Genomic DNA, 13840 nt, shown 5'->3' with positions numbered 1-13840 from the left:
GCTCCCGCGGTTGATCGGCCCAGCATGGCACCGTGCGGGCCGGCCGGCCAGATGCCCCCGCCGATGCGGGCCACAGTCAGGCGGGCCGCCGTCAGGCCTGCGCCGCCGCGAGCTCGCACCTGCGTCTCTCCGGCAGTGCCGCGGCGATGGCGTCGAGGACGGCGTTCACGTCGACCGGCTTGGTCAGGTAGGCCGCGAAGCCCGCCTCGCGGCCGCGGCCGACGTCGTCGGGCAGTGCACCGGCGCTGAGCGCCAGGACCGGCGTCGCGGCGAGGTCGGGCCGACTGCGGATCCGCTCCAGCAGGGCGTAGCCGTCCATGTCCGGCAGGTCGATGTCCAGGACGACGATGTCCGGGCGACGCTGCTGCGCCGCGGCGAAGCCCGTGGCCCCGTCGATCGCCTCGTACAGCGTCACGTCCGGCAGGGTCGCCAGGATGTGCCGCATCAGCGCCAGGCTGTCCGGGTCGTCCTCGACGTAGAGCACCGTGAAGCCGCCGGGGCAGGCCGTGCCGGCGCGCTCGGCGGAGACGGCCTCGGCGTCGTCGGCGCCCGCGTGCAGCGGCACGTCGACCCAGAAGCGGCTGCCCTCGCCCGGCGTGCTGGTGAAGCCGATGCTGCCGCCCATCAGGCCGACCAGCCGGCGGCTGAGGGCGAGGCCGATGCCCGTACCCTCGATCCCCTTGTGCTCCACGCCCAGGCGGTTGAACGGCTGGAACAGTTCGGCCTGACGCTCCACCGGAATGCCGGGGCCGGTGTCGGCGACGGCGATGCGCGCCACCTGCTCCGACGCCAGCGTGCACGAGAAGCGGACGGAGCCGCCCGGCCGGTTGTACTTGATCGCGTTCGAGCCGAGGTTGATGAGCACCTGGGCCAGCCGGACACGGTCGGCCAGCACGGGCGGCAGGCCGACGCCCATGTTGCCGGGATCGATCGACACCGACATCTTCGCCGCCGCCGCCGACAGCGTCGCCGCCACCGACTTCATCAGCGGCACCAGGTCGACCCGCGTCGGCGTCACCTGCAGCCGGCCCGCCTCGATCGTACTGAGGTCGAGGACGTCGTTGATCAGCTCGAGCAGGTGATGGCCGGCGCCCAGGATGTGGCCGACGAACTCCGTCTGCTTCGGCGTCAGGGTCCCGAAATAGTGGCCGTCCAGCAGCTGGGCGAAGCCGAGGATGCCGTTCATCGGCGTGCGCAGCTCGTGGCTCATCAGGGCCAGGAACTCGGACTTGGCACGGTTGGCGTCGTCGGCCGCCTCCTTCTCGACCAGCATGCGCCGCTCGCGCCGCTCGGCGGCGTCGCGCTCGCGGGCGCGCTCGTCGATCAGGTGCGACGCCCTGGCGAGCGCCCGGCCGAGCTGGTCGACCTCGGCGATCTCGACCCGCGGCACCTCGACCGCGGCACCCGAGCCCAGGGCCAGCGCCGGTTCCGCCAGCGCGCAGAGCGAGCGCACGACCCGCCGCCCGACGGCGTTCGCCAGCAGCACGCCGAGCAGCAGCAGCAGCGCGGTGAGCCCGACGTTGACCAGCAGCGCCTGGCGCAGGTGGCCGGTCACGACGCTGGTCGGGACGGCGAAGGCGATCATCCAGCCGGTGCGCGGCGAGCGGCTGAAGCCGCCGAAGACCACCGTGCCGTCCTCGCGGGTCATCTCGTAGGTGCCTTCGGCGGCGTCGGCGACATGCTCCAGGAAGGCGTCCGTCGCGCGGCGGCCGACGAACCGCTCGGGCTCCTCGGTCCGGGCGCCGATGGTGCCCGAGCGGTCGAGGATGGAGACGATCCAGCCGCGCGGGATCTTCTGCTGGCGCAGCACCTCGCCCAGCCGGTCGGCGAAGAGCCCCATGCCGAGCATGTAGGTGACGCGGCCGTCGATCCGCACGGGAAGCCCGGTGCCGATGACCCAGCGTCCGGTGGCCGGCCCGACGAACAGGTCGGAGACGACGGGGCCGTCCGTCCGCAGGGCACGCTCGACCATCGTCGTGTCGGCGCCGCGCGGCAGCGGCGTCCCGAACGGCCGGATCGTGTTGAACAGCTGCTGGCCGGTCGTGTCGAACAGCACAATGTTGCTGCCGATCTGGCTGGGCAGGACGGCCTGCGCCTCGTCGTAGAAGGCCGCGAGGTCGCCGTCCGCCAGCCGGCGCGATACGGCGAGGACGTGGAGCGTCGACTGGATGCCCTTCAGGTCGGCGTCGACCGCCTGCATCATGGCGCGCGCCGTGTCGACCATCTGGTGCTCGATCGCCGTGCGCTCGCGCTGGTAGGACCGGTGGATCAGGAAGGCCGCGGCGAGCGCCGCCGGCACGATGCAGGCGACGACCAGCCAGCGCAGCCAGAACTGCAGCGTCCGCCGCCGCCGCCCGAACGGCAGGAGGTGCAGCAGCCGCGTCATGCCGATCGGCGCGGCCGTCGGCACGCGCGACCACCGTCGGCCGCGCCGGCGCCAGAAAACTTCATCGGCTGCACTGCTCCCCTGCGGTACTTCGCTGCCATAGTGACGCAGAGGGTTAAAGATTTACCGAACCGGCGGCCGGCGGCGCCAAGCGTGGCCGGTGGCGCGGAATGGGGTTTCATTCCCTTTCATGGGGCGGGCCGCCGCGTGTGAAACGTTCTGGAACATGGTTCGCGGGATGTCGCACGGCCGAGTGGGTGCCGGGCGGTGGGTTTTCATACCCTTTCGTGGGGGTACGCGGCCCCGTGTGAAACGTCGTGAAACATGAATCGCGGGATGTTGCACGACGGCCGTCGCGGTGGGCGCGGATAGGGGAATATAGCGATTCGTGGAGGTGCGGCGCGCGGTACGGGCCCGGGCGATTGCCAGGGTCGAGTGGGGTTCACGGGGTTCAACAGCGGGCGGATGGGCGGGATGATCGAGCATAGAGGAATTTGTTCCGAACGTCCACGGCAACGTCCCTCGTAGGGGCGGGGCGCGCCCCGCCCTCTGTGCGGCGCACCGAAGATCGGGAATTGGGTCGCGAGGGCGGGGCAAGCCCCGCCCCTATGAAGCGTCGTCGAGGGCCGGCGGGGCGAGCCCCGCCCCTACGGGTTTTCGTCGCGGGCGAAGAGGTCGCGCTGGCAGCCGACGAAGGCGCCGGCGATGGCGGCGGGGCCGCCGAGGTCGGCCATCGCCTCGGCGACCGAGCCGTAGCGGAGGTGGAGCAGCTTGGAGAGGCGGGCGCGGTCGAGTTCCTCGACGCCCTGCGCCACATACTGGCCGAGGACGAAGTCGATGAAGGCCTGGAGCTTCGGCTCGTAGCGCTCCAGCACCGCCGCCTTGCGCCCCGCCACCCGGCCGGCGCGCGTCTCGGGTGCCAGCGCGAAGGCGACATAGGCCAGCACGTCGAACACGTCGCTGTCGGGCGCGTCGATGATGCGCGCCATCTCGGCCAGCGGCTCCGGCCCGAAGCCGCGGCTTGCCAGTTCGTGCAGCAGGGCGGCGCGCGTCTCCGGATCGCCCCAGAGCCTGCGCAGTTCGTCCTCGTCGCGGAACAGTTCGGGCAGCTTGCCGAACAGCGCCTGCATGAACTCGGCGGCCGAAAGCGGGCGGCCGTCCGGCCCCCAGAAGCTGGTGGCGGCGATGTGGCGGATGGCGCGCGCCTTGCCGTCGGCGAGGCGGACGACGACCTTCTCGGGCCGCTCGTAGGGCTCCCGCTCCTCGCGCACGCCGGGCGGCTCGCCGGGGGCGGGCTCCCGTGGCCCGGCGGGTGCGGCGGGCTCCGGGTCGACCGGCTCGCCGTCCCAGTCGGGATCGAGGAAGTGCTGATAGGCGCCCTCGAAATCGTGGATCGTGAAATAGTCCTTGCCGTCGTAGAGGCGCGTGCCGCGGCCGATGATCTGCTTGAACTCGATGATGCTGTTCACCGGCCGCATCAGCACGATGTGACGGACGTTGCGCGCGTCGACGCCGGTCGAGAGCTTCTGCGAGGTGGTCAGGATCGTCGGGATCGTCCGGTCGTTGTCCTGGAACTGGCGCAGCCAATGCTCGCCGATCGCACCGTCGTCGGCCGTCACGCGCTCGCAGTAATGCGGGTCGGTGCTGGTCTTCAGCTGGTTGACGATGTCGCGGACCAGGCGGGCATGATTCTGAGTAGCGCAGAAGACGAGCGTCTTCTGGCGCGGGTCGATCTCGCCCATCCACGTCTCGACGCGGTAGCGCTCGCGCGCCTCGATCTCGATGGTCCGGTTGAACTGCGCGGAGGTGTACTGATGCCCCTCCTCCACCGCCCCCGACAGGACGGTGTCGTCCGAGGTGTAGACATAGTCGTCGAGCGTCGTCTTGTACTGGCGCACCTTGAACGGCGTGAGATAGCCGTCCTCGATGCCCTCGCGCAGGGAGTAGGTGTAGACCGGCCGGCCGAACCAGGCATAGGTGTCGCGGTTCTCGTCGCGGCGCAGCGGCGTCGCGGTCAGGCCGAGCTGCACGGCGGGCGCGAAATGCTCCATGATGACGCGCCACTCGCTCTCGGCGTTGGCGCCGCCGCGGTGGCATTCGTCGATCACGACGAAGTCGAAGAAGTCGGGCGGATAGTCGCCGAAATACGCCTCTTCCCGGCCTTCTTCGTCCGTCTTCCCGCTGGTGAAGGTCTGGAAGATCGTGAAGAAGATGCTGCCGTTCTTCGGCACGCGGCCCTTCTTCCGGATCGCGTCCGGGCGGATGCGCACCAGCGCGTCGTCCGGAAAGGCGGAGAAGGCGTTGTAGGCCTGATCGGCGAGGATGTTGCGGTCGGCGAGGAACAGGATGCGCGGCCGGCGCGTCGGCTCACCTGTCTTATGGCCGCCCCGGCTCCATCGGGCGTGGAACAGTTTCCACGCGATCTGGAAGGCGATGAAGGTCTTGCCGGTGCCGGTGGCCAGGGTCAGCAGGATGCGGTCGCGCCCGTCGGCGACGGCGTCGAGCGCCTTCTCCACCGCCGAGACCTGATAGTAGCGCGCACCCTGGCTGCCGCTGCGATCCTCGAACGGCACGGCGGCGAAGCGTTCGCGCCATGCGGCGGCTTGCGTGCCGGCCTGGGCCGCCGCCTCGGCGAAGGTCTCGTCCCACAGGGCCTCGGGCGTCGGCCACGCGTCGACGGGGCCTTCGGCGCCGGTGTCAATGTCGGCGCGCCAGATGCCGCGCCCGTTGGTGGCGTAGGCCCAGCGCAGCGCCAGCTTCGCCGCATAGATCTTGGCCTGGGCGAGGCCGTCGGTGACGGCGCGGCCGGCGGCCTTCGCCTCGATCACCGCGAGGCGCCGCCCGCGCGCCTCCAGCACATAGTCGGCCGTAGTCGGCTCACCACGCCGGCCGGCGCCCAGGATGCGGCCGGGGGCGATCAGTTCGCGCCGGACCCGGCTCTCGGCACGCTCGCCCCACCCGGCCGCCTTCAGCGCCGGATCGACGAGTTCAGCGCGGGTCTCGGCCTCGTTCATGCGGCGGGCGCTCCCTGCGGGTCGCGCGCTCTCTCAACCCACCTTCCCGGACGAGCCGCCGCAGGCGGCGCAGATCCGGGACCCATGCGGCCGGCGCCGGGGCGGTGGCCGCGGCGGTCACCCATCGGTGCGCGGGCCCTGGGTCCCGGCGCTCCGCTTCGCGGAGCCTGCCCCGGACTACGATCCGGGGGCCGGGAAGGTTGGGATCGGGGGCTGGTTTCCGGGAGAGGGGCCCCCGCCTGCGCCGTCGCGTGACGCGCCCTTCCCGCCGTCGTCGCGAGGAGCCCCACTTCTCCGTCATTGCGAGGAGCGCAGCGACGAAGCAACCCAGAGCCGGCGCGCTGGCCCTGGGTTGCTTCGCCTTCGGCTCGCAATGACGGCATGAGAGAGGTGTGTCGCAATATCGGGGGGTGGGCACCGCCACCGCACACCGCCCACACCCGCTCCGCCCACCTTCCCGGACGAGCCGCCGCAGGCGGCGCAGATCCGGGACCCATGCGGCCGGCGCCGGGCCGGTGGCCGCGGCGATCAGCCATCGGTGCGCGGGCCCTGGGTCCCGGCGCTCCGCTTCGCTGCGGCCGGGATGGTGGGGATTGGGGGCTGGTTTTCGGGAGGGGTGCCCTCGCCTGCGCCGTCGCGTGACGCGCCCTTCCCGCCGTCGTCGCGAGGAGCCCCCTTCCCGCCGTCATCGCGAGGCGCGGAGCGACGAAGCGATCCACCGCCGGTGCGCCGGCCCTGGGTTGCTTCGCCTTCGGCTCGCAATGACGGGGTGTGGGGGGCATCGTCGCCGTGACCGACGGTCAGCGCGCCCGAGAAGGCGCGGGCGAGGAGGGATTGCTTGAGTTCGGCGAGGGCCATCAATTTCGCATCGAATCCCTTCTCTAGCTCTTTAGAAAACGCCGCCAGCAAATCCAATCTCTTCACCAGCTTTTCTTGCTCCTCCAAGCTCGGAAACGGTAGCTTTGTCGTCTCGAATGTCCCCAGATTGATATTATCTTGGGCACTGCCCTTCCCCATAGCCCGGATTCTCTCACGAAAAAACCTCAAAACATACTCTACATATTCACTTGTTGTTCGGCCCGGGTCAACGATTATGCCTATAACGCTATCTGGGAAACAGGCGTCAATTCCCAGAATAGCGGTTTCGGCGATATTTGCGGCGATCGTTATGCAAACAGTTCCCGTTGGCCAAAGTCGACTCTGAGAAAGTCCTTTTTCGTTGTATGATTGATCGCAACTGACAATGTACCGCTCCGCCTCTCGTACATTGCCAGTTTGAATGAACGGGTAGGGACCGCCGTACAGACTTGGATCGTTTCTCGGTCGATGCTTCGATTTTCCACGGGCGAAAGTCGTTGCAACTTCCTGAAGGGTTAGCTGCTCTGAGTCCGTTAGACTCGTGAAGCCGATCCGGAGTCCCTGCTCAAATAGTTCTCTCGCGTTGTCGACGTTCTTCTCGGCGTTGGCCGTTGCGGCGGCGATCGCGTCGAAGGCCTCGTCCAGGATGGCGACGACGCGCTCCTGCTCGGCGAGCGGGGGGAGTGGAATCGACGTGGACTGCACCCACTCCTTAGGCACGCGTTTGTGACCCACCGCGCCAGTCATCACCGGCATCCCGGCCTCTCGGAACTCGTCCCGGGAGAGAAAGTAAAACAGGTACTCAGCCGTTATATCTGGTCCCGGCCGGAGCACCATAAATTCGCTCGAGCCGAAGCCGGCACAATTCCGAAGCCCTCGTGCAATGCCGAGCTTCCCGTTCTCGAAACACGGGGTGATCTTCGCGAGGAGGACGTCCCCGTCGGCGAAATATGTGTAGCCCTTATAAACATCTCGAAGAGGCCTCGCTTCGTTAGAGCGTGTCTGTCGTTCCAGAATGCCCAACTCAGCCATCGGTACGAACGAGACGAGATCGGTCTCGCCCAATATTCCCCTAACTTCAGCTTTTGGCGGATCGAACTGACACACCTCGCTCAGTGGTCGTTCCTCCCACCCCTCCCTCACAGTAGCGCCCTCACCCGCTCCAGAAGGCGCGCGCTCTCCGCGTCCAGCGCCGCGATCTCGTCGAGGATCTCCTCCGGCGACCGCAGCGGGGCGGCTTCGGGGGCGTTCGGGTTGCGGACGGAGAGGTCCCAGGTGGTGCGGTCGACCGTGTCGGCCGCGATGGTCCAGCTCTGCGGGCCATCCTCGAACCCGGCCTGCATCGTGACGAACGCCGCCATGTCGGCGTCGTCGAGCGCGGTCGTCTTGCCCAGGCTGCGGCCGGGGTCGAGGCGGTAGTACCAGATGCGCCGGGTCGGCCGGCCCTTCTCGAAGAACAGCACGACGGTCTTCACGCCCGCCCCCTGGAACGTGCCCTGCGGCATGTCGAGGATCGTGTGCAGGTCGCAGGTCTCCAGCAGTTCGCGGCGCAGCGCGGTGGAGGCGCCGTCCATGTTGGAGAGGAAGGTGTTCTTGATGACGATCGCCGCCCGGCCGCCGGCGCGCAGCGAGCGCATGAAATGCTGCAGGAAGAGATAGGCCGTCTCGCCCGAGCGGATCGGGAAGTTCTGCTGGACCTCGGCGCGCTCATTACCTCCGAAAGGCGGATTCGCCAACACCACGTCGAAGCGGTCGCGCTCCTGCAGGTCCATCACGTTCTCGGCGAGCGTGTTGGTTCGAATGACGTTCGGCGCCTCGATCCCGTGCAGGATCATGTTCATGATCGCCAAAATGTATGCAAGGGACTTCTTCTCCTTGGCGAAGAAGGTGCGGCGCTGGAGCGCTTCATGGTCGGCGGTGCTCCGCGCCTGGGGCTTCATGTGCTCGTAGGCCTCGCACAGGAAGCCGGCCGAGCCGCAGGCGCCGTCATAGATCCGCTCGCCGATGCGCGGCTGCACCACCCGGATCATGGCGCGGATGAGCGGGCGCGGCGTGTAGTATTCGCCGCCGTTGCGCCCGGCATTGCCCATGTTCTGGAGCTTCGCCTCGTACAGGTGCGAGAGCTCGTGCTTCTCGACCTGCGAGCGGAAGCGCAGCCCGTCGACCAGTTCCAGCGCGTCGCGCAGGGAATAGCCGGACAGGAATTTCGACCGGATCTCGGAAAAGACCTCGCCGATCTTGTACTCGATCGTGTCCGGGCCGGCGGCGCTGCGCTTGAACGACTGGAGGTAGGGCCAGAGGGTGCCGTTCACGTAGGCGATCAGGTCGTCGCCGGTCAGCGCCGTGTCGTGGTCGAAGCTGCCGTCCGCCTTGCGCGGGGCGGCCCAGGCGCCCCAGCGGTAGTCGGCGTCGAGGACGGGCCGGTAGGGGCGGCCGTCGAGCATCGCCGCCGCCTCGCGCTCGGCCTCCACGTCGTCGAGATATTTGAGGAAGAGCATCCAGGACGTCTGCTCGGTGTAGTCGAGCTCGGTCGTCGGCCCGTCTTCCTTCCACAGCACGTTGTCGATGGCGCGGAAGGTCTGTTCGAAGCCGGAGCCGCCGTTGGGTCGCTGGGCGGGGCGAGCCCCGCCCCTACGGGAAGGTGCCGGGTCGGGTGGCTGTTCGGGGCCGGCGGCCGTAGGGGCGGGGCTTGCCCCGCCCTCGCCGGTCAGCGCCACGGAACCGCCGCGGCCACGGCCGCGGACGACCAGGCCCTCTTCGAGCAGTTCGTCGCGGACGGCCGCATAGGTGCCGTCCTGCCAGCCGAGTTCCGCCTGAAGCCGGCCGTTGCCGGCCGAACCCCCCTTCTCGCGCAGCGCCGCCAGAAAGCGCTCGCGCAGTGCCTCGCGTACCACCGTTGCCCGCCGTTCTCTCTCCGGATTCCCAGCCGCGCGGAGTGTAGCCCGGCGGGAGGGCGCGGTGACAGGCGGAAGGGGCGCTCGCCGAGCGGACTAGCGGATGTTCGCCTTGAAGCGCGGCTCCTGGCCGCGGGCGCGGGCTTCGCGTTCGAGGGTGTCGAGCAGGGCGGCGCCGGCGCTGGGTCCCGGCGCGAGCGCTATGCGCTCGTCCGGGAAGGTGGGGTGGTGGCTGGTGCGTTGGGGCGGGTGCGCCCCGCCCCCGTCAGTGGTGGCCCTTCGTCTCCACGCCCTGGGGGACGATCAGGGCGTCGACGGCGACGGCGCCCTTGCCGGCGGGGCGGACGAGGAAGGGGTTTACGTCGATGCTCTCCAGCGTGTCCGCGTTGGCGGCGGCGTAGACGGAGAGGCGCGACAGGGCGTCGGCCAGGGCCTCGACGTCGGCCTTGGGACGGCCGCGGGCGCCGTCGAGGAGGGGGAAGCCCTTCACCGCGCGGATCATCTCGCGCGCCACGTCGACGCCGAAGGGCGCGATGCGGAAGGTCACGTCCTTCATGATCTCGACGAAGATGCCGCCGAGGCCGAACATGACGACCGGGCCGAAGACCGGATCGCGCGAGACGCCCATGATGGTCTCGACGCCGTCCTTGATCATCGGGGCGACGAGGACGCCTTCGATCTTCGCGTCGGGCACGGCCTTTTTCGCGCGGGCCATGATGGTGTCGAACGCCTCGGCGGCACCGGCCGCGTCGGCGACGTTGAGGACGACGCCGCCGATCTCCGACTTGTGCAGGATGTCGGGCGACAGGACCTTCATCGCGATGGGGAAGCCCAGCCGCTCGGCCGCCTTGGCGGCGTCGGCGGCGGACTGGACGGTGACTTCCTCGACGACCGGTACGCCGGCGGCGGCGAGGGCCGCCTTGGCCTCGGCCTCGTCCAGCGCCTTGCCCGATGCCAGCGGCGTCGCGGCGGACGGCAGGGCCGGCAGCGCCTGGCGGCCGTCCTTCGCCGCGAACGCCTTGCCGTAGCGCGTGAGGGCGGCCATTGCGTTGATGCCGCGCGTCGGGTCCTCGTAGATCAGGTAGCCCATCGCCTCCAGCTGATGGCGGCGCTCCGGGCGGACCATGATCGACATGACCATGACGCGGTCGGTGTATTTCTTCGCGATGTTCTCGAAGCTGGGCATCAGCTTGTCCATCATCGCGTCGTTCAGGCCGACGCCGGCCATGAAGCAGATCGCCGCCGGATAGCCGCCCTCGTCGAGCAGCGCCTCGAACATCGGCTGCATCAGGCCGGGTTCGTTGACGAGCTGTGCCGTCACGTCGAGCGGGTTGCGCGTGCCGGCGAAGGGCACCTTCACCTTCAGCGCCTTCTGCGTCGCCTCGGGCAGCGGCGGCAGTTCCAGGCCGGCATCGGCCGCGGCGTCCGCCATGATGACGCCGACGCCGCCCGACACGGTGATGATGCCGAGCTCGGCCTTCTGCGGGAAGCGGCCGAAGGAGGCGGCATAGGCCACGTCGAACAGCTCGTCGATGGAATGGGCGCGGTGCACGTCGTATTCGCGCAGCACGGCGTCGAACACGGCGTCGGAGCCGGTGAGCGAGGCGGTGTGCGAGGCGGCGGCGGCGGAGCCGACGTCCGACCGGCCGACCTTCATCAGGACGACGGGCTTCTTGTGGGCGCGGGCGATCTCCAGGCTCTCGACCAGCTTGGCCGGGTCCTGGATGCCCTCCATGTAGCCGAGCACGACCTTGGTGTTCGGGTCCTGGGCCATGTAGGCGAGGCAGTCGGAGAACTCGACGTCGGACTGGTTGCCGGTGGTCGCCCACAGGTTCAGGCCGTAGCCGCGCTCGCGCGCCAGCAGGAAGCAGTGCGCGCCGAAGGCGCCGCTCTGGCTGGCGATGCTGATCCCGCCCATGTCGGGACCCTTGTCGATGATGCCCGACGAGAAGGTGGCGATCATGCCGTTATAGGCGTTCATCGTGCCCATGCAGTTGGGCCCGAGCACGCGCAGGCCGGCCTTGGCCGCCATCGCGGTGATCTCGCGCTGCTCGACGGCACCCTTCTCGTCGATCTCGGCGAAGCCGGAGGAGAGGACGATGGCCGCCTTTACGCCCTTGGCGATGCAGTCGGAAATGGCCCCCTTCACCAGCTTCTGCGGCACGACGACGATTGCCATGTCGACAGGCGCGTCGACGTCGGCCAGGGACTTGTAGGCCTTGATGCCCTGGATCTCGGGATAGTTCGGGTTGATCGGGTAGATGCCGCCCTTGTAGCCGGCGATCTTCATGTTGTGGATGGGACGGCCGCCGATCTTGGTCCGGTCGGAGGAAGCGCCGATGATGGCGACGGCTTCGGGACTGAAGAACGGCTTCAGCTGGTCGACCGCGATACGGGGCATCCATCCTCCTCGGCCTGCCTCCGGAACGTGCGGGGCGCGGCATGTTCGTGCACATCGGCGCGGCACCGTGCAGCGCCGCGCCAACCTAGCCGAGGGCCGCCGCCTGTCAACGGCGACAGGGGGGCGACGGCGCGATTTGTCCGGATGAATTTCGGCGGGAGACGCTGGGCGTCAGGGGCGGCGGCGCCAGACGTGGAGGAGCTGTTCGAGGAACAGGCGCGGCACCCAGGCGATGTCGCGGCCGTAGCGTGGGCCGAGGCGGGCCGGCTCGCTGAGCAGGCGCCAGACCCATTCCAGGCCGGTACGCTGCAGGATGCGCGGCGCGCGCGACACCTTGCCGGCGATGTAGTCGAGGCCGGCACCGATGCAGAGCACGGCGTGCGTCTCGAGGCGGTCCATGTTGCGCGCCGCCCAGATCTCCTGCTTCGGCATGCCGAGGGCGAGGAACAGGATGTCGGGCTTCGCCGCGCGGATCAGCTCGACGATGCGGTCGTCCTCGGCAGCGTCGAAGTCGGCGCCGTGCGGCGGCTCGTACAGGCCGGCGACCTTCAGGCCGGGTGCCATGGCGGACAGGCGGCGGGCGGCCTCCTCCAGCACCGGCATGCGGCTGCCGAGGAAGAAGACCGACAGGCCCTCCTGCGCCGCGGCGCGGCACAAGGGCTGGATCAGGTCGGCGCCGGTGACGCGCTCGGGCAGCGGCGGTCCGCCCAGGCGGCTCGCCCAGACCAGCGGCATGCCGTCCGCGAGCACCAGCCCGGCGCGCTCGTAGGCGGCGGCGAGCTTCGGGTTGGAGCGCAGCGCCACGACGTGGTCGAGATTCGGCGTGACGACCAGCTGGCGCCAGCCGAGCCGGCACCAGGAGAGGATGCGCTCGACCGCGGAAGCGGAGGTGGTCACGTCGATGTCGACGCCGAAGACCGTCGTGCGCGGATAGTGCCTGTCCGGCGCGGGCGTCACCGATAGCATGGGATGGGCCGATACACGCTGCTGCGACACCTAGGCGCTCCGTCTTCCCGGTCGTTCCGCGACACGCAGCGCCCGGCACCCGGCCGGCCTCGGCCGGCGCGCCGGCACCCTAGCTGCGCCCTTCGCTCTACGCCACTGTGAAAGCACAACAGTTTCGAACTCGTGAACTGCGGATTAGCCGCTCCGGCGCGCGCCGGGGGACGGCCCGCTTACTACCGGCGACGCGGGCTGTCGGCAGTGTGTTCGCAGCGGTGTGACAGACGTTACGCAAACATCGGATAATTTTCGCGCGCATCGGCACGGACCGGCCGCGCGCGCCGCACGAACCGCGGGGGTGTAGCGCCCCGGCGACACTCGGGTGCCGCCCGGCCGGGACCTCTGGCGGCCGGCCCTCTGGCGATCGGCGCGATTCGCGCCGACACTGGTGCGCCACCAGCGCAGGAGCATCCGTCATGAAGCTCTCGGCCTTTTTTCCGACCCGCGACATCGGCAATGACCCGGCGAAGATCCGCGACTGGGCGCAGGCGGCCGAGGCGCTGGGCTACGTGCGAATCGAGGTGCCGGACCATGTGCTCGGCGCCGGCACCGCCTCGCGGCCCGACTGGAAGCCGACCTACGCCTATACCGACCCGTTCCACGAGACCTTCGTCACGTTGGGCTTCCTCGCCGCCTGCACCCGCTCGATCGGGCTGGCCAGCGGCGTGCTGATCGCGCCGCAGCGCCAGACGGCTCTGGTGGCGAAGCAGGCGGCGGAGGTCGACGTGCTGTCGGGCGGCCGGCTGCGCCTGTCGATCGGCGTCGGCTGGAACCCGGTCGAGTACGAGGCGCTCGGCACCGACTGGCACACGCGCGGGCGCCGCCAGGCCGAGCAGGTGGGCCTGCTGCGCCGGCTGTGGACCGAGGAACTGGTCACGTTCGAAGGCCGGTGGGACAGGATCGAGGAGGCCGGCCTGAACCCCCTGCCCGTCCAGCGGCCGATCCCGATCTGGTTCGGCGGGTCGTCGGACGCCGTGGTGAAGCGCGCCGCCCGCCTGGGCGACGGCTGGATCCCGATCATGCCGCCGGACGAAGCCGGTCCGAAGCTCGACGCGCTGCACGGCCACCTGCAGGAGGCCGGGCGCAACCCGGCCGACTTCGGCGTCGCCGCATGGCTGCGCATGCACGACTTCGACCCGCAGCGCTGGGCCGCGGCCGCCGACGGCTGGCGTGCGCACGGCGCCGAGACCGTGACGCTCTATCCGATGTGGCGGATACCGAAGTTCGACGACCAGATCGCGCTGCTGGAGCGGTTCAGGGAGGTGGCGGGGGGATAGGCGGCGCC

Annotated in this window: 7 protein-coding genes; 1 reads left to right on the top strand and 6 read right to left on the bottom strand. The window is 69.7% G+C overall.

Annotated elements, in window-relative coordinates; translation table 11 throughout:
• Nucleotides 1-91: 91 nt before the first annotated feature.
• The 6 genes from ABIE65_RS04450 to ABIE65_RS04425 form a co-directional block, all read right to left on the bottom strand.
• Nucleotides 92-2410 (bottom strand): hybrid sensor histidine kinase/response regulator, encoded by a 2319-nt coding sequence (locus ABIE65_RS04450; protein ID WP_354075862.1) that lies wholly within the window; start codon nt 2408-2410, stop codon nt 92-94.
• Between the two features lie 623 nt (nt 2411-3033).
• Entirely contained in the window at nt 3034-5400 is a 2367-nt protein-coding gene (gene hsdR, locus ABIE65_RS04445; RefSeq protein WP_354075861.1) for an EcoAI/FtnUII family type I restriction enzme subunit R, read from the bottom strand.
• A 528-nt stretch (nt 5401-5928) separates the two neighbouring features.
• Nucleotides 5929-7401 (bottom strand): restriction endonuclease subunit S, encoded by a 1473-nt coding sequence (locus ABIE65_RS04440; RefSeq protein WP_354075859.1) that lies wholly within the window; start codon nt 7399-7401, stop codon nt 5929-5931.
• On the bottom strand, nt 7398-9152 hold the full coding sequence (locus tag ABIE65_RS04435) for a class I SAM-dependent DNA methyltransferase (RefSeq protein ID WP_354075857.1): 1755 nt from the start codon (nt 9150-9152) through the stop codon (nt 7398-7400). The genes ABIE65_RS04440 and ABIE65_RS04435 overlap by 4 nt, the downstream gene beginning before the upstream one ends.
• A 265-nt stretch (nt 9153-9417) precedes the next feature.
• Nucleotides 9418-11553 carry an acetate--CoA ligase family protein gene (locus tag ABIE65_RS04430; protein ID WP_354075855.1) on the bottom strand — a complete coding sequence of 712 codons (2136 nt, stop codon included), beginning with the start codon at nt 11551-11553 and terminating at the stop codon, nt 9418-9420.
• A 171-nt stretch (nt 11554-11724) separates the two neighbouring features.
• The gene (locus tag ABIE65_RS04425; RefSeq protein WP_354075853.1) at nt 11725-12549 is read right to left on the bottom strand and encodes a WecB/TagA/CpsF family glycosyltransferase; all 825 of its coding nucleotides are present in this window, start codon (nt 12547-12549) and stop codon (nt 11725-11727) included.
• A 422-nt stretch (nt 12550-12971) separates the two neighbouring features.
• Between ABIE65_RS04425 and ABIE65_RS04420 the strand changes: the two genes are divergently transcribed.
• Nucleotides 12972-13832 (top strand): LLM class F420-dependent oxidoreductase, encoded by an 861-nt coding sequence (locus tag ABIE65_RS04420; RefSeq protein WP_354075852.1) that lies wholly within the window; start codon nt 12972-12974, stop codon nt 13830-13832.
• Nucleotides 13833-13840: the final 8 nt, after the last annotated feature.

Source organism: Constrictibacter sp. MBR-5, from assembly GCF_040549485.1.
Lineage (GTDB): Bacteria > Pseudomonadota > Alphaproteobacteria > JAJUGE01 > JAJUGE01 > Constrictibacter.
This window is presented reverse-complemented; position numbering and strand designations above follow the sequence as displayed.

What these genes read in the sequence shown, in the direction of transcription:
- hsdR (WP_354075861.1), bottom strand. Translation starts at nt 5,400, where the DNA reads ATGAACGAGGCCGAGACCCGCGCTGAACTCGTCGATCCGGCGCTGAAG.
- ABIE65_RS04430 (WP_354075855.1), bottom strand. Translation starts at nt 11,553, where the DNA reads ATGCCCCGTATCGCGGTCGACCAGCTGAAGCCGTTCTTCAGTCCCGAA.
- ABIE65_RS04420 (WP_354075852.1), top strand. Translation starts at nt 12,972, where the DNA reads ATGAAGCTCTCGGCCTTTTTTCCGACCCGCGACATCGGCAATGACCCG.